12 protein-coding genes and 1 tRNA gene are annotated in these 15,785 nt (G+C 68.8%); 9 read left to right on the forward strand and 4 right to left on the reverse strand.

The annotated features are described in order from the left end of the window. Nucleotides 1–58 precede the first annotated feature (58 nt). Nucleotides 59–2,167 (forward strand): TonB-dependent receptor, encoded by a 2,109-nt coding sequence (locus AC0Z2B_RS17460; RefSeq protein WP_476298281.1) that lies wholly within the window; start codon nt 59–61, stop codon nt 2,165–2,167. A 34-nt stretch (nt 2,168–2,201) separates the two neighbouring features. Here AC0Z2B_RS17460 and AC0Z2B_RS17465 read toward each other — a convergent pair whose 3' ends face one another. Next, a complete protein-coding gene (locus AC0Z2B_RS17465) occupies nt 2,202–3,134 on the reverse strand; it encodes a site-specific integrase (protein WP_476298283.1) in 933 nt (310 codons plus the stop codon). Nucleotides 3,135–3,362: 228 nt separating this feature from the next. Between AC0Z2B_RS17465 and AC0Z2B_RS17470 the strand changes: the two genes are divergently transcribed. From AC0Z2B_RS17470 to AC0Z2B_RS17500, 7 genes are all read left to right on the forward strand, one after another. Continuing rightward, a complete protein-coding gene (locus AC0Z2B_RS17470; RefSeq protein WP_476298285.1) occupies nt 3,363–4,433 on the forward strand; it encodes an LLM class flavin-dependent oxidoreductase in 1,071 nt (356 codons plus the stop codon). A 26-nt stretch (nt 4,434–4,459) separates the two neighbouring features. Beyond that, on the forward strand, nt 4,460–5,068 hold the full coding sequence (locus AC0Z2B_RS17475) for a cysteine dioxygenase family protein (protein ID WP_476298287.1): 609 nt from the start codon (nt 4,460–4,462) through the stop codon (nt 5,066–5,068). Further along, the gene (locus AC0Z2B_RS17480) at nt 5,065–6,648 is read left to right on the forward strand and encodes a rhodanese-related sulfurtransferase (RefSeq protein WP_476298289.1); all 1,584 of its coding nucleotides are present in this window, start codon (nt 5,065–5,067) and stop codon (nt 6,646–6,648) included. Before AC0Z2B_RS17475 ends, AC0Z2B_RS17480 begins: the two co-directional genes overlap by 4 nt. A gap of 98 nt (nt 6,649–6,746) precedes the next feature. Then, nucleotides 6,747–7,703 (forward strand): ABC transporter substrate-binding protein, encoded by a 957-nt coding sequence (locus AC0Z2B_RS17485; protein WP_476298291.1) that lies wholly within the window; start codon nt 6,747–6,749, stop codon nt 7,701–7,703. Nucleotides 7,704–7,723: 20 nt separating this feature from the next. Next, a complete protein-coding gene (locus tag AC0Z2B_RS17490) occupies nt 7,724–9,076 on the forward strand; it encodes an LLM class flavin-dependent oxidoreductase (RefSeq protein ID WP_476298293.1) in 1,353 nt (450 codons plus the stop codon). After that, nucleotides 9,073–10,218, forward strand: a complete 1,146-nt coding sequence (locus AC0Z2B_RS17495) for an acyl-CoA dehydrogenase family protein (RefSeq protein WP_476298295.1) — start codon at nt 9,073–9,075, stop codon at nt 10,216–10,218. The genes AC0Z2B_RS17490 and AC0Z2B_RS17495 overlap by 4 nt, the downstream gene beginning before the upstream one ends. Continuing rightward, nucleotides 10,215–11,174, forward strand: coding sequence for a D-isomer specific 2-hydroxyacid dehydrogenase family protein (locus tag AC0Z2B_RS17500; RefSeq protein WP_476298297.1), 960 nt, complete (start codon nt 10,215–10,217; stop codon nt 11,172–11,174). The genes AC0Z2B_RS17495 and AC0Z2B_RS17500 overlap by 4 nt, the downstream gene beginning before the upstream one ends. Before the next feature lie 130 nt (nt 11,175–11,304). Here the strand turns inward: AC0Z2B_RS17500 and AC0Z2B_RS17505 are convergent. From AC0Z2B_RS17505 to selA, 3 genes are all read right to left on the reverse strand, one after another. Further along, a tRNA-Sec gene (locus AC0Z2B_RS17505) sits at nt 11,305–11,400 on the reverse strand. Between the two features lie 10 nt (nt 11,401–11,410). Continuing rightward, the gene (selB, locus tag AC0Z2B_RS17510; RefSeq protein WP_476298299.1) at nt 11,411–13,324 is read right to left on the reverse strand and encodes a selenocysteine-specific translation elongation factor; all 1,914 of its coding nucleotides are present in this window, start codon (nt 13,322–13,324) and stop codon (nt 11,411–11,413) included. Further along, the gene (selA, locus tag AC0Z2B_RS17515; RefSeq protein ID WP_476298301.1) at nt 13,321–14,709 is read right to left on the reverse strand and encodes an L-seryl-tRNA(Sec) selenium transferase; all 1,389 of its coding nucleotides are present in this window, start codon (nt 14,707–14,709) and stop codon (nt 13,321–13,323) included. The genes selB and selA overlap by 4 nt, the downstream gene beginning before the upstream one ends. Nucleotides 14,710–14,873: 164 nt before the next feature. On the opposite strand from selA, the gene AC0Z2B_RS17520 reads away from it, so the two are divergent. Then, on the forward strand, nt 14,874–15,785 hold the full coding sequence (locus AC0Z2B_RS17520; RefSeq protein ID WP_476298303.1) for a crotonase/enoyl-CoA hydratase family protein: 912 nt from the start codon (nt 14,874–14,876) through the stop codon (nt 15,783–15,785).

Below are 15,785 nucleotides of genomic sequence, written 5' to 3' on the forward strand. Positions count from 1 at the left end.
GCGATTTGCCATGCGTGTCCCTCCGGGTTCATCTTTTCCTGACTGTAGTTGGAACAGCATGTCCCGCACTTCCCTGCTTCACCGCCTGGCCCCGTGCCTGGCCTTGTCCTTGCCCGTGCACGCCGCCGATGAGCTGGCACTGCCGGCCACCACCATCAGCGAACGCGCCGACACCGCGCTGGCCACCCCCGGCACCGCAGGCTCGCGCCTGAACCTGACGCCGCTGCAGACCCCGGCCAGTATCAGCAGCCTCGACGAAGGCGCCATCGACCAGCGCAACAACCTCACGGTGCAGGAAGCCGTCACCCGTGCGCCCGGCATGACCAGCATCGCCGCGCCGGGCAACGGCAACACGGCGCTGTCGGCGCGCGGCTTCAGCGGCCACGAGTCGGTGATGACCCTGTTCGACGGCGCGCGCCTGTACACCGGCGCCGGCACCCAGACCTTCCCGGTGGACCCGTGGATGGTGGAGCGCATCGACGTGATCCGCGGCCCGGCCTCGGTGCTGTACGGCGAAGGTGCCACCGGCGCGGTGATCAACGTGATCCCCAAGAAGCCCTTCGAGGGCGCCATCAGCAACCACCTGCGCGTGGGCTACGGCAGCGACGACCGCCAGCAGACCGCGTTCGACAGCGGCGGCTCGCTGGGCGAGCGCCTCAGCTACCGGCTGACCCTGGACCAGCAGCGCAGCAACGGTTGGGTAGACCGTGGCCAGTCCTCAAGCCTGGCCTTCAGCGGCGCCCTGCGCTGGCAGGCCAGCGACGACCTGAGCTTCACCCTGGCCCACGAGCGCGGTGACAGCCGCCCCATGAACTACCTGGGCACACCGCTGATCGACGGCCACTACCACGACAGCCTGCGCGACAAGAACTACAACGTGCGCAACGCCATGCAGCACTACGACGACCAATGGACCCGGCTGACCAGCGACTGGACCCTGAGCGACGCTATCAGCGCCAGCAACGAGCTGTACTACATCAAGAGCCGCCGCCACTGGCGCAACGCCGAAAGCTATAGCTGGGACAGCAGCCAGGGCCAACTGCTGCGCGGCAGCTACCTGGAAATCAAGCACCACGAAGAACAGTTGGGCGACCGCCAGACCTTCACCTTCGACCACAACCTGTTCGGCCTTGCCAGCAAGACCGTAGTCGGCGCCGAGTACAACCGCATCCGCTTCGGCCTGGCCAACAACTCGCCCTACACCGATGTTGGTGGTGACTACGTGGACCCCTGGGCGCCGGCGCCGGGCTGGTTCCACAGCCAGTCGCCGTTCCAGGCGCTGAGCCAGAGCACCACCCAGACCTTCGCGCTGTTCGCCGAGAACCGCCTGCAGCTGTCCGAGCGCTGGGCGCTGGTGACGGGCGTGCGCCGCGACCAGAACCACATCCAGCGTGACGACGCGCGTACCGATACCCGCAGCGACGCCAGCCTGGACGGCGGCAACTGGCGCGCCGGGCTGGTGTTCGCGGTCACCGACCAGCTGTCGCTGTACGGCCAGTACAGCACCAGCCAGGACGGCGTCAGCGACCTGGTCACCCTCAACCCCACCCAGCAGCAGCTGGACCTGGCCCGGGCAAAACAGACCGAGCTGGGCCTCAAGCAGCAGTTCTGGGACGGCCGCGGCGCCTGGACCCTGGCCGCCTACCACATCGTCAAGCGCAAGCTGTTGACCACCGACCCCATCACCCGCGACACCCTGCAGGTGGGCCAGCAGTCCTCGAACGGCCTGGAGGCCAGCCTGGAACTGGCGTTGGCCGACCATTGGCAGCTGTCGGCGAACGCGGCGGTGGTGCGCGCCCGTTACGATGACTTCGATGAAGCGGTGGATGGCCAGGTGCTGTCGCGCGCCGGCAACCGCCCCACCGATGTGCCCCGGCGCACGGCCAACCTGTGGCTGAGCAAGGCCATCACCGAGCGCATCGACGCCGGGGCCGGCCTGCGCTACGTGGATGCGCGCTACGCCAACACCGCGAACAGCGCGCAGGTGCCGGGGTATACGGTGGTGGATGCCAACCTTGGGTGGCAGGTGCTGCCGGACGTGCGTCTGGGGTTGCAGGTCAACAACTTGTTGGACCGGCGTTATGCGGTGTCGCAGCAGAACGACGGCGCGCAGTGGCAGATGGGGCAGCCGCGGTCGTTGTTCGTGACGGCGGATTATCGGTTTTGACGGTGGCGGGCCGGGACGCGGCCTTTGGCCGCTGCTACGGGGCCAGGCTCGCCGGCGACAGGCGGAAATCGGCGCGCGCGTCGACGTAGCGCAACGCCGACTTGCTGTCTTTCCAGCCCACGTAACTCATCAACGACTTCTGGTCCCAGCCGCTCTGGCTGGCCCAGTTGGCGAAGCCGCGGCGCAGGGAGTGGCTGCTGTAGGCCTCGCCGTCCAGCCCGGCGCCCATCAGCGCCTCGCGCAGCAGGTGCATCACACTGTAGGGGTGCAAGGCGCGGTCGCCCAGCCGGCCCCAGCGGTCGATGCCGCGAAACACCGGCCCGTGGGCGATACCCGCGGTTTCCAGCCAGTCGCAGTACGCATCCACCGGGCACAGGCGTTCCAGGGCCGGCACGCTGTAGGTGGTGCCCCGGTTGTCGCGGTCGCCCTTGCTCCACGGCAGGAACAGCTGCAGCCCCTCGCCGCGCCGCGCTTGAATGAACTGCACGTCCAGGCGGCACAGCTCCTCGCTGCGGAACGCGCGCCAGAAGCCCACCAGGATCAGCGCCTTGTCGCGCCGGCAGCGCAGCAGGCGCTTGGCGTCGGCGGCGGCCAGCGCGTCCTTGATCTGCCCGTCCAGCCAACGCACGCAGCGCTCAAGGCCCAGCAGTTGCAAGGGCTCGGCCTGCTTTTCCTGCTGCGGGTGCAGGGTGCGGATGCCCTTCATCACCTGCTTCACCTGGGGGCTCTTGGTCGGGTCGGGGAAGCCCTGGCTGCTGTGCCACTGGGCCAGCGCGGCCAGGCGCAGGCGCAAGGTGTTGAGCGACAGCTTGCCGGCGAAGGCGGCCAGGTAACGGGCGATGGCGTCACTGGTGGCGGGCAGGAAGCCGCCCCAGGTCACCTCGAAATGCTCGATGGCCGACTGGTAGCTGCGCCGGGTGTTCTCGCGGGTGCCGGCGGCGATGTAGCGGTCTACCTCGGAAACCATGGGGTGCCTGTGAGCAAAGCGGGCCTGCAGTATACCGTAGCCGCCGTGGCGGACGTGAATATGCAACTATGTAATATCTAAAAAGCTTTAGATTCCTTAAATTAATAATTACCTTAGAACAAAATCGAATTTCACAGCGCCACATCCTACCTTTATGTTCTTCATCAACGACCGACCCCACGCCAGGCGGAGGCCCTTGATAACGCTCCATTCATAAGGGAAGCACCCATGAGCATCGAGTTCATTGGCTACATTGGCGGTCACCACAGCTCCGAAATCCACCCGGCCAGCGGCCCGGTCCTGCAGGCCGACTACATCGAGACAGTCGCCCGCGCCCACGAGGAAGCCGGCTTCGACCGCGCCCTGGTGGCGTTCCACTCCAACAGCCCCGACAGCACCCTGATTGCCAGCCACGCCGCCAGCGTGACCCAAAAGCTGCAATTTCTCATCGCCCACCGCCCCGGCTTCGCCGCCCCTACCCTCGCCGCCCGCCAGTTCGCCACCCTCGACGTGCTCAACGGTGGCCGCACCGCCGTGCACATCATCACCGGCGGTGACGACAAGGAGTTGCGCGCCGACGGCAGCTTCATCGGCAAGGACGAGCGCTACGCGCGCACCGACGAATACCTGACCGTGCTGCGCCAGGAATGGAGCGCCGACCAGCCGTTCGACTTCAAGGGTGACTACTATGAATTCGAAGGCGCCCACTCGGCAGTGAAAACCGCGCAGCCGATCCCGCTGTACTTCGGTGGCTCTTCCAAAGCCGCCATCGAAGTGGCCGGCAAGCACGCCGACGTCTACGCCCTGTGGGGCGAGACCTACGAACAGGTGAAGGAAGTGGTGACCCAGGTACGTGCCGAAGCCGCCAAGCACGGCCGCACCGTGCGCTTCAGCCTGTCGCTGCGGCCTATCCTGGCCGAAACCGAGGAAAAAGCCTGGGCCCGCGCCGAGAGCATCCTGGCCAAGGCCACCGCCCTGGCCGAGCAGCGCGGCTTCGTGCGCCGCGAACCGCCCAACGAAGGCTCGCGCCGCCTGCTGGCCGCCGCCGCCAAAGGTTCGCGCCTGGACAAGCGCCTGTGGACCGGCATCGCCGGCCTGCTGGGCGCCCAGGGCAACTCGACCTCGCTGGTGGGCACCCCGGAACAGGTGGCCGAAGCCCTGCTGGACTATTACGACCTGGGCATCACCACCTTCCTGATCCGTGGCTTCGACCCGCTGGAAGACGCCATCGACTACGGCAAGAAGCTGATCCCGCTGACCCGCCAGCTGGTGGCCCAACGTCAGGCCCGCGTTGCCTGAAAAACCGCCTGAAACAAGGAGTGAAGATGTCCCAGGTTCGTCACCCCGAACGCCTGCGCGCCTTTATCGGCGCCCTGGCCGAGCTGCTCGATAGCGACCCGCGCGAAGGCGACAAGCTGCACCGCGGCGGCCAACTGCTGCAGCAACTGGTGAGCTTCGACGACTGGCTGCCCGATGAATACGCGCAGCCGTCGCCGGAACGCTACCAACAGTTCCTGCTGCACGCCGACTCGCGCCAGCGCTTCTCGGTGGTCAGCTTCGTCTGGGGCCCGGGCCAGCGCACGCCGATTCATGACCACCGCGTATGGGGCCTGATCGGCATGCTGCGCGGTGCCGAAGACTCGCAGAACTACCGGCGCACCGACAGCGGCGCGCTGGTGCCCGACGGCGCGCCGATTCGCCTGCAGCCTGGCGACGTCGAGCCGCTGTCGCCGCGCAGTGGCGACATTCACCAGGTCAGCAACGCGTCTGCCGACCAGGTGTCCATCAGCATTCACGTGTATGGCGCCAACATCGGCGCCGTGCACCGGGCGGTGTACCAGCCCGACGGCACTGAAAAGCTGTTCATCTCCGGCTATTCGAACACCACGCTACCCAACATCTGGGACCTTTCCAAAGAGAACCACAGCCTATGAGCCACCCCCTGACTCGTTCCTTCGCCGACATTCGCCACGCCCTGCTGCAACGCCAGGAAGTGGCGCTGGTGGACGTGCGTGAAGAGGCGCCGTTTGCCCAGGCGCACCCGCTGTTCGCGGCCAATATCCCGCTGTCGAAACTGGAGGTGGAGGTCTACCCGCGCATTCCCCGGCTGGACACCGCCATCACCGTCTACGACGACGGCGAAGGCCTGGCGCAACGGGCCGTGGAGCGCCTGGCGCAGCTGGGCTACAGCGACGTGGCGCTGCTGGAAGGCGGCCTGCAGGGCTGGCGCGATGCCGGCGGCGAGCTGTTCATCGACGTCAATGTGCCCAGCAAGGCCTTTGGCGAGCTGGTGGAGCACCAGCGCCACACGCCGTCGCTGGCCGCCAAAGAGGTCAAGGCACTGCTCGACCGCAACGCCGACGTGGTGGTGCTGGACGCCCGGCGCTTCGACGAATACCAGACCATGAGCATTCCTACCGGCATCAGCGTGCCGGGCGCCGAACTGGTGCTGCGTGCCCGTGAACTGGCGCCGGACCCGGCCACCCGCATCATCGTCAACTGCGCCGGCCGCACGCGCAGCATCATCGGCACCCAGTCGCTGGTCAACGCCGGCCTGCCCAACCCCATTTCGGCCCTGCGCAACGGCACCATCGGCTGGCTGCTGGCCGGGCAAACCCTGGACCACGGCCAGGCGCGCCAGTTCGCCGCCACCCGCGAAGCCACCCGCCAGCTGGCCAGTGCCGACGCCCGCCGCGTGGCCGACCAGGCCGGGGTCAAGCGCGCCTCGCTCAAGGACTGGCAGCAATGGCAGGCCGAGCCCGGCCGCACCCACTACCTGTTCGACGTGCGCACGCCCCAGGAATTCGAGGCCGGGCACCTGCCTGGCGCCCGCTCCACCCCCGGCGGCCAGCTGGTGCAGGAAACCGACCACTACGCCAGCGTGCGCGGTGCGCGCCTGGTGCTGGTGGACGACGACGGTGTGCGCGCCAACATGAGCGCCTCGTGGCTGGCCCAGCTGGGCTGGGACGTGCACGTGCTGGACGGCGTCGAGGCCAGCGCCTTCACCGAGCGCGGCGCCTGGAAGCCGGCCATCCCGGCGGTGCCTTCCTATGAGGTGATCAGCCCGGACACCCTGGCCGACTGGCTGGCCCAGGGCGATACCCAGCTGCTGGACTTCACCACCAGCGCCAACCATGTGAAGCAGCACATCCCCGGCGCCTGGTGGGCCTTGCGTGCAGATCTCGCCAACGTGCTGAACAAACTCCCGGCCGCCGAGCGCTACGTGCTCACCTGCGGCAGCAGCCTGCTGGCGCGCTTTGCCGTCGGCCAGGTGCAGGCGCTGACCGGCAAGCCGGTGTTCGTGCTGCGCGACGGCACCGCCAGCTGGCTGGCGGCGGGCCTGCCCACCGAGAGCGGCGACAGCCACCTGGCCTCGCCGCGCATCGACCGCTACCGCCGCCCGTACGAAGGCACCGACGCCCCGCGCGAAGCCATGCAGGCGTACCTGGACTGGGAGTTCGGCCTGGTCGAGCAACTGGCCCGCGACGGCACCCACGGCTTCCACGTCATCTAACCCCTGTAGCAGCGGCCCAAAGGCCGCGTCCCCTGACACCCCGCGGTGGCTTAGACGCGGCCTGGCGGCCGCTGCTACACGCCCTATGGAGCACTCACATGCCCTTGCCTCGCCTGCTGTCCACCGCCCTGCTGTGCCTGGCCGCCACCCTGGCCCACGGCGCCGACCTGCAACCGCTGAAGGTCGCCAACCAGAAGTCCACCATCAAGGCCCTGCTGCAGGTGTCCGGTGAGCTTGAACACGTGCCTTACACCATCGACTTTTCCGAATTCCCTGCCGCCGCCCCCTTGGGCGAGGCGCTGAACGCCGGCGCCGTTGACGTCGGTGCGCTGGGCGATGCGCCCTACGTGTTCGCCCTGGGCGCCGGTGCACCGCTGAAAGTGGTGAGCATCACCCACATGAACGGCCGCTACACCACCGCCCTGCTGGTGCCCAAGGACTCGCCCATCCAGCAGGTGGGCGACCTCAAGGGCAAGCGCATCGTCACCACCAAGGGCTCCATCGGCCACCTGCTGGTGATCAAGGCCTTGCACGAGGCAGGGCTCAAGACCAGCGACGTGACCTTCGCCTTCCTGCTGCCCAGTGAGTCGCGGGTGGTGCTGGAAAACGGTAGCGTCGACGCCTGGTCCACCTGGGACCCGTACACCACCGTGGCCACCGCCAGCGGCCAGGAGCGCGTGCTGGTCAGTGGCGCCACGCTGCTCACCAACCACCTGTACCTGGCGGCCACCAGCCAGGCCATCGCCGACAAGCGCGTGCAGCTGCAGGACTTCGTCGCCCGCGTCGACCGTGCCTGGCAGTGGGCCAACGGCCACCCGCGTGAATACGCCGCCGCCATGGCCAAGGTCACCGGCCTGCCGCTGGAGATCCAGCTGGCCGCCGCGCAGAACACCCACATGGAACGCGTGCCCATCGACGCCCAGGTCATCAAGGGCCTGCAGCAGACCGCCGACCTCTACCGCAGCGAAGGCATTCTCACCAAGCCGGTGGACGTGTCCCACGGCTTCGACCCCAGCTTCAACGCCAGCACCCCCCTCGCCGCCAGCGCCCAGTGATTGATCAAAGGAGTATGACCATGACCCAGCAACGCCAACTCAAACTCGGAGCCATGATCCACGGCGTCGGCCACGGCTGGGGCGAATGGCGCCACCCCAAGGCGCTGCCCAACGCCAGCACCAGTTTTGCCTTCTACAAGCAGCAGGCGCAGCTGGCGGAAGCCGCCAAGTTCGACTTCGCCTTTATCGCCGACAGCCTGCACATCCACGAAAAATCCAGCCCCCACTATCTCAACCGCTTCGAGCCGCTGACCATTCTCTCGGCGCTGGCGGCCACCACCGAGCACCTCGGCCTGGTGGCCACCGTCACCGTCAGCTACACCGAGCCGTTCCAGGTGGCGCGCCAGTTCGCCTCCCTGGACCTGCTCAGCGGCGGCCGCGCCGGTTGGAACGTGGTGACCTCGTGGCTCAGCGGCACCGCCGACAACTTCGGCAAGCCCGAGCACCCGGCCCACGCCACCCGCTATCGCATCGCCCGCGAGCACGTGGACGTGGTCAAGGGCCTGTGGGACAGCTGGGAAGACGACGCCTTCACCTACGACAAGCAGACCGGCCAGTTCTTCGACCCGGCCAAGTTGCACACCCTGGGCCACAAGGGCGAGTTTTTTGCGGTGAAGGGCCCGCTGAACATCGCCCGCTCGCCCCAGGGCCAGCCGCCGATCTTCCAGGCCGGCACCTCGGAGGACGGCCGCCACTTCGCCGCCGGCAACGCCGACGCGATCTTCGTCCACGGCGAGAACTTCGAGCAGGCCAGCGCCTACTACCAGGACCTCAAGCGCCGCGCCGCCGACGCCGGCCGCGACCCGCACAAACTGGCCATCCTGCCTGGCATCCGTCCCATCGTCGGCCGTGACGAAGCCGAGGTGGAAAGCCGCTACCAGCAGGCCGTGGACCTGGTCAGCATCGAGGACGCCATCGTCGCCCTTGGCCGGCCGTTCAACGACCATGACTTCAGCCAGTACCCGCTGGACGCGCCCTTCCCCGACGTCGGCCACCTGGGCGCCAACAGCCACAAGGGCAGCAGCGAGCGCATCATCGAACTGGCGCGCGACAACGACTGGACCCTGCGCAAGGTGGCGCTGTATTTCTCGCGGCCCAAGCGTGACTTCGTCGGCACCCCTGCGCAGGTCGCCGACCACATCGAGCACTGGTTCAAGGCCGGCGCTGCCGACGGTTTCATCATCAACTCGGTGCTGCCCGACGGCCTGCAGTACTTCACCGAGCTGGTGGTGCCGGTGCTGGTGCAGCGCGGCCTGTTCCGCGACGCCTACACCGGCAGCACCCTGCGCGAACACCTGGGCCTGGCCGTGCCAGCCAACCGCAACGCCGCGCCGGCCGCCGCCAAGGCTCCCGCCGAGGAAGAACTGGCATGAGCGAATTCAGCTACCGCACCCTGCTGCCGACGCTGACCGCGCAACTGGCCGCCAGCGCCGAGCTGCACGACCGCACCGGGCAGTTCCCGGCGGCCAACTTCGCCCTGCTGCACCGCCATGGCCTGCTGGGCTACACCGTGCCCACGGCCTACGGCGGTGGCGGCGCCACCCTGGCCCAGGCGCGCGAGGTGATCGCCGCCGTGGCACGGGGCGAGCCGTCCACGGCGCTGATCCTGGTGATGCAGTACCTGCAACATGCGCGGCTGCCGTTCAGCAACTGGCCCGAGGCGCTGCGCCAACAGGTCAGCGAAGACGCGGTGCGCAACGGCGCGCTGATCAACGCCCTGCGCGTGGAGCCCGACCTGGGCACCCCGGCGCGCGGCGGCCTGCCGGCGACCATCGCCCGGCGCACGCCGGAAGGCTGGCGCCTGAGCGGCACCAAAATCTACTCCACCGGCAGCCACGGCCTGAGCTGGTACAGCGTGTGGGCCCGCAGCGACGACGCCGACCCGCTGGTGGGCGCCTGGCTGGTGCACCGCGACACCCCGGGCATCGCCATCGTCGACACCTGGGACCACCTGGGCATGCGCGCCACCTGCAGCCATGAGATCACCTTCGATGACGTGCTGGTGCCGCTGGACCACGCCGTCAGCGTCAGCCCGGCCAGTGCGCCTGCGGCTGAACTGGACGCCCAGGGCCTGCTGTGGATGGCCGTGCTGTTGTCTGCCGTGTACGACGGCGTGGCGCAGTCGGCCCGGGACTGGCTGGTGCAGTGGCTCACCGAGCGCACGCCGTCCAACCTGGGCGCGCCGCTGTCGAGCCTGCCGCGCTTCCAGGAAACCGTCGGCCAGCTCGACACCCTGCTGTTCAACAACCGCAGCCTGCTGGACGCTGCCGCCCAGGGCCTGACCGCGCCGCAGCACGCGGCGCAGATCAAGTACCTGGTCACCGACAACGCCATCCGCGCGGTGGAGCTGGCCATCCAGGCCTCGGGCAACCCTGGCCTGTCGCGCCACAACCCGCTGCAGCGGCACTACCGCGACGTGCTCTGCAGCCGCGTGCACACGCCGCAGAACGACGCCATTTTCACCGGCGTCGGCAAGGCCGCCTTCGCCGCATTCAGCACAGGAGTCACGTCATGAGCGACCTGGTCATCGCCAGCCAGCTGGACGCGCCGTTCAACCAGGCCCTGCGTGCGCGCCTGGCCACCACCCACCCCGGCGTCAAGGTGATAGAGGTGCCGATGGGGGTGCCCAGCGACCTGCCGCCCGAGGCGCGCATTCTCATGGGCCGGCCCATCAACGTGCGCGGCTACCAGGCCCCGGACACCCCGCCGCCGGGCTGGCCCTATGGCCTGCGCTGGATTCAGCTGGCGTCGTCGGGCATCGATTTCTACCCGGCGTGGCTGTTCGACGGCCTGCCGGTGACCACCGCGCGCGGCAGTGCCAGCGACCCGATTGCCGAGTTCGCCCTGGCGGCGATTTTCGCCCGCAACAAGCACCTGCCCGACATTTGGGTGAACAACGCCGACTGGCAGTTCACTGCGCTGACGCCAGTGAAAGGCCAGACCCTGGGCATCCTCGGCTTTGGCTCCATTGGCACGGCCCTGGCGCACAAGGCCCAGGCCCTGGGCCTGCGGGTGATTGCCCTGCGCCAGAGCGACACGCCGCTGGGCGTGGCTGGCGTGGAGACGGCGCGTGACATTCACCACTTGTTCGCCGAGGCCGACCACCTGGTGGTGGCGGCGCCGCTGACGCCCGACACCCGCCACCTGATCAACGCCGAAGTGCTGGCCAGCGCCAAGCCGGGGCTGCACCTGATCAACATCGCCCGTGGCGGGCTGCTGGACCAGGAAGCACTGCTACACGCCCTGGACCATGGGCCGCTGGGCTTCGCCACGCTTGATGTCACCGAACCCGAGCCGCTGCCCGACGGCCACCGCCTGTACAGCCACCCCAAGGTGCGCCTGTCGCCGCACACCTCGGCCATCTCCACCCGCGGCGCCGAGGCGATTGCCGACATCCTGTTGGATAACCTCGACCGCTTCCTCAGCGAGCAACCCCTCCACAACCTGGCTGACCGCGCACGCGGGTATTGACCAACACCGCGTAGCCTGCGGACGCGGCCTGCGGCCGCTGCTACGAGAAGCCCCGTAGCAGCGGCCAAAGGCCGCGTCCAAGGTCCCCGTAGCAGCTGCCGAAGGCTGCGTCCCAGGGCCCACACAAAAATGGCGGAAGGCAGCCGGAGTCGAACCTGCCCGGGAACGGCTGCCGTCCCCAACCGGGTTTGAAGCCCGGCCGCGCCACCGGGCGCGATTGCCTTCCTGTAAAGGGTTCAGCCGTCCTGCGCCAAGGGGTTTTCCAGGCGCAGGCGGCGGTGTTCGCCCAGCCTGCGGGTCAGGCCGATGCGGTCGAAGAATTCCAGCACCTGGATGCTGCGCTTGCGGCCCAGGCCCACCCGGTCACGAAACGCGGTGACCTGGATATCTGGCCCCAGCCCGTGCAGTTGCCTCAGCATAGCCGCCATTTGCCGCAACGTGGCGTCGGGGTAAAACAGATCCTTGACCACCTGGTGCACCTGCCCCAGCCTCGCCAGCTTGCGCAGCAGCAGGCGCACGCTGGCGTCGTCGTGGCCGCTGGCGCTGGCCAGCTCGCGCACCCAGGGCGGGTCCATGCCGCCCGCCTCCAGCAACGGCCGCAGTTGCTGCCACAAGCCATCGTCTGCAGCGTTCAATTGCGGCTGGTGGCCGGGCAGGTGCAACCACGGCCCGCTGGCCAGCAGCGCCCCTTCACCCAGCAGCTCCTCCAGCAGGCTGATGTAAGCCGGGCGCTCCACCGGCAAGGCGGCGAAGCGCCGTAGCCGGTCGCGGTCGGGGCCCATCTGGTCGGCTTCCAGCTCATGGAAGCGCTCAAGGTGTGCCAGCAGCGCCACCTTCAGCGACTGCCAGCGCTGTTCGTTGAACAGCAACGGCCCCTGCCGCGTGGCCACCACCCGCACCCCGGGCGGCAGCCGCCAGGTCTCGCGCAGGCGGTTGAACTGGCGTTCCAGGCGCTGCGGGTCGAGGCCGCTGCCGTTGTGGGCCAGCAGCATCGGCAAGGCGCCTTCAAGGTGGGTGGCGCTGGCCAGCACCTGCAACTGCGCCAGCCGCGCCGGGCTGCGGCGCTGGCGCGACGGCGCGAACGGGTCCAGCACGCGGCCGCCGCCCAGGGTGCGCTGGGCGCTCTGGTCGCGCAGCACCAGGCGGTCGCCGCGCACCGCCTGCATGGGCGCATTCACCAGCAACTGCGCGAGCATGCTGGCGCCGGGGGCCAGGCTGCTGCCCTCCAGCAGTGCCACCCGCGCGGTGACGTCCTGGGTGCCGAGGTGCACGTGCACCGGGCTGAAATGCTCGAAGGGCCTGGCTTCGCTGGCCAGCAGCTGCAGTTCGATGTCGATGCGCTGGCTGGGCGCGAACAGCCATTCGGGCACCAGCCAGTCGCCGCGGTGAATGTGTTCCAGCGCCAGGCGCTCGCCGCTGAGGTTCAGTGCCACCCGTTGGCCGGCCACTGCCTGCGCGGCCGCTTGGTTTTGCGCGTGCAGGCCGCGCACCTTCACCGGCCGCCCTTCGGCGCCCAACAGCAGCGCGTCACCCACCTGCACCTGGCCGGCGATGGCCGTGCCGGTCACCACGATGCCGGCGCCCGGTACCGTGAACGCGCGGTCGATGGCCAGGCGAAAGCCACCGCTGTCGCGGGCCTGGCGCAGCTCGCGTTGCATCATCACCAGGGTCTTGAGCAGCGTGTCGATGCCGGCGCCGGTGACGCTGGACACGGGAATGCGCCGCGCCGCCGCGTACGGCCCGTCGGCCAACAGCCGGTCGACCTGGGCCTGCACTTCGCGCACGCGCTCCGGCGGCACCCGGTCGCACTTGGTGATGGCCACCAGCGCCTGGGGAATGCCCAGCAGCTGGACGATGGCCAGGTGTTCCAGGGTCTGCGGCATGATGCCGTCGTCGGCGGCCACCACCAGCAGCACCAGGTCGATGCCCTGGGCGCCGGCGAGCATGTTGTGCACGAAGCGCTCGTGGCCGGGCACGTCGATGAAGCCGGTCAGCGGCGCATCACGTTCCAGCGCCGCGTACTGGTAGCCCAGGTCGATGGTGATACCGCGCTCGCGCTCCTCGCGGCGACGGTCGCCGGCCTGCCCGGTGAGGGCCGCCAGCAGCGCGGTCTTGCCGTGGTCGATGTGGCCGGCGGTGCCAATGATCACGGCGCGGCCCACCCAGGCAACTGCGCCAGGAACGCCGGTTCATCGTCCAACTGGCGCACGTCCAGCCACAGGGCGTCGTCGTCCAGGCGCCCCAGCACCGGTATCGGCAGGCCGCGCAGGCGCGCCTCCAGGCCAAGCAACTGGCGCCCGCGCAGGCGCTTGGACACCTGCGGGCGCAGGCACAGCGCCGCGCCGGGCAAGCGCGCCACCGGCTGGCTGCCGCTGCCGATCATGCCCAGCGCAGGCTCGACGGACACGGTCCAGCCCTGCCCCACCGCTTGCGCCACGGCAGGAAGCAGGCGCCCGGCCTGGGCCAGCAACTGCTCTGGCGGGCGCGTCAACAGGCGCAAACTGGGCAGGCGTTCGGCCAGGCGGTCGGGGTCGCGGTACAGGCCCAGCACCGCTTCCAGCGCCGCCAGGGTCAGCTTGTCGACCCGCAGCGCGCGCTTGAGCGGGTTCTTCTTGATCTTCGCGATCAGCTCCTTGCGGCCCACGATCAGCCCCGCCTGGGGGCCGCCCAGCAGCTTGTCGCCGCTGAAGGTGACAATGTCGGCGCCGTCGGCCAGGGCCTGCCGCACCGTGGGCTCGGCGGGCAGGCCCCAGCGCGTCAGGTCCAGCAGGCTGCCGCTGCCCAGGTCCTCCAGCAGCGGCAGGCCGTGCTGGTGGGCCAGCTGCGCCAGCTCGGCGGTGGGCACCTGGGCGGTAAAGCCCTGGATGCTGTAGTTGCTGCTGTGCACGCGCATCACCAGGCCGCTGCGCGGGTTGATGGCGGCCTCGTAGTCGCGGGCGTGGGTGCGGTTGGTGGTGCCCACCTCGTGCAGCTTCACCCCGGCGCGGGCCATGATGTCGGGAATGCGAAAGGCGCCGCCGATCTCGATCAGCTCGCCGCGCGAGATAATGCCCTCCTTGCGCGCGCCCAGGCTGTTGAGGGCCAGCAGCACGGCGGAGGCGTTGTTGTTGACCACCGTCACCGCCTCGGCGCCGGTCAGCTCGCGAATCAGGCCCTCGATCAGGTCGTCGCGGTCGCCGCGCTTGCCGGTCGCCAGGTCGAATTCCAGGTTCAACGGGTAGCGCGCCGCGGCCAGCACCGCCTCGATCGCCACCTCGGGCAACAGCGCCCGCCCCAGGTTGGTATGCAGCACCGTGCCGGTGAGGTTGAACACCCGGCGCACGCGGCTCTGGTGCTGCACGTGCAGCCGCTCGCTGACGCGGCCCAGCAGCACCTCAGGCGTGTGTTCCACAGCGTGCGAAGCCTCGCCCTGGCGCAGGTCATCGAGCAGCCCACGCAACGCTTCAAGGGTGGCCGGACGGCCGTAGCGGTCGAGCAAAGGCAGGCAGGCAGCGTGGCGCAACAGGCTGTCGACCGAGGGCAGGCGCGGGGGCATCAGGGGGCTCCGGTGTGAATACCCCCACAGCGTAGCCGCTGAACCTCGAACGCGCGTAGCAGCGGCCGCCAGGCCGCGTCCGCCGCGCCACGCAACATCAGGAACGGCGGGGTTACCGGACGCAGCCTGCGGCAGCTGCTACGGTGCCAGGTCGGTGCTGGCCAATGGCTTCCTGTCAAACCTACCAGTATCGCCCTCTGCGGCGCTTCTCTACGGTATGGCTAATCCCACACCGAGGGCATGCCATGCAATACCTCACGCACTACGACACCACCCGGCGTTTGCTGTGGGGGTATTTTGCCCCGCTTGCCGTGCCCAGTTTCACGCCACAGCTGCTGGACGATGTCCAAGCGCACGACCAATCGCTGAGCACCGCCGAAGGCCCGCTTCGTACCAGCGCCCTTCAGCCCGTGGATTACTATGCATGGGCGTCGCGAACGCCGGGCTACTTCAGCCTGGGTGGCGACCTGGCACATTTCGTCGACTGCATCGAACGACGCGACCGCGAGGTTTTGCTGGCATACGCGACGCAGTGCGTGGATATCCTGCACCGGCGGATAATGCACTATCAGGCGTCGCCGCTGATTACCCTGGCACTGGTGCAAGGCCCGGCTTTGGGCGGTGGGCTGGAGGCGGCGCTGGCCAATGATGTACTGATAGCCGAGGAGCAAGCCACCTTCGGCTTTCCGGAAATTGTGTTCAACCTGTTCCCTGGCATGGGCGGCTACAGCCTGCTGTGCCGGCGCATCGGCACGCGTGCCACAGAGGCGATGATGAGTGGCGGCGCTACCTACTCGGCCCAGGCGTGCCTGGCCATGGGGGTTGTCGACCGGGTGGTGCCCACCGGCACGGGCGTGGCCGCGCTACACGCCTTCGTCGACGAAACCCAGGCACACCACAACGGCCTTGCGGCGTTGCATGCGGCGCGAGAGGTGGCCATGCCCATCAGCCATGAGCAACTGCTGACCATCACTGCCCAGTGGGTGGACGCCGCGTTGCGCCTGTCGCCAGCGAACCTGGCGCACATGAAGCATCTGGTGCAACGGCAACGCACGCGCCTGGCGCCCCAGCCCTGA

It is taken from the genome of Pseudomonas sp. GYB4201, assembly GCF_056312595.1.

Excerpts from the sequence above, each read along its gene's own strand:
- AC0Z2B_RS17485 (WP_476298291.1), top strand. The coding sequence starts at position 6,747 with ATGCCCTTGCCTCGCCTGCTGTCCACCGCCCTGCTGTGCCTGGCCGCC.
- AC0Z2B_RS17500 (WP_476298297.1), top strand. The coding sequence starts at position 10,215 with ATGAGCGACCTGGTCATCGCCAGCCAGCTGGACGCGCCGTTCAACCAG.
- AC0Z2B_RS17490 (WP_476298293.1), top strand. The coding sequence starts at position 7,724 with ATGACCCAGCAACGCCAACTCAAACTCGGAGCCATGATCCACGGCGTC.
- selA (WP_476298301.1), bottom strand. The coding sequence starts at position 14,709 with ATGCCCCCGCGCCTGCCCTCGGTCGACAGCCTGTTGCGCCACGCTGCC.
- AC0Z2B_RS17470 (WP_476298285.1), top strand. The coding sequence starts at position 3,363 with ATGAGCATCGAGTTCATTGGCTACATTGGCGGTCACCACAGCTCCGAA.
- AC0Z2B_RS17480 (WP_476298289.1), top strand. The coding sequence starts at position 5,065 with ATGAGCCACCCCCTGACTCGTTCCTTCGCCGACATTCGCCACGCCCTG.
- AC0Z2B_RS17460 (WP_476298281.1), top strand. The coding sequence starts at position 59 with ATGTCCCGCACTTCCCTGCTTCACCGCCTGGCCCCGTGCCTGGCCTTG.
- AC0Z2B_RS17465 (WP_476298283.1), bottom strand. The coding sequence starts at position 3,134 with ATGGTTTCCGAGGTAGACCGCTACATCGCCGCCGGCACCCGCGAGAAC.
- AC0Z2B_RS17495 (WP_476298295.1), top strand. The coding sequence starts at position 9,073 with ATGAGCGAATTCAGCTACCGCACCCTGCTGCCGACGCTGACCGCGCAA.
- AC0Z2B_RS17475 (WP_476298287.1), top strand. The coding sequence starts at position 4,460 with ATGTCCCAGGTTCGTCACCCCGAACGCCTGCGCGCCTTTATCGGCGCC.
- AC0Z2B_RS17520 (WP_476298303.1), top strand. The coding sequence starts at position 14,874 with ATGGCTTCCTGTCAAACCTACCAGTATCGCCCTCTGCGGCGCTTCTCT.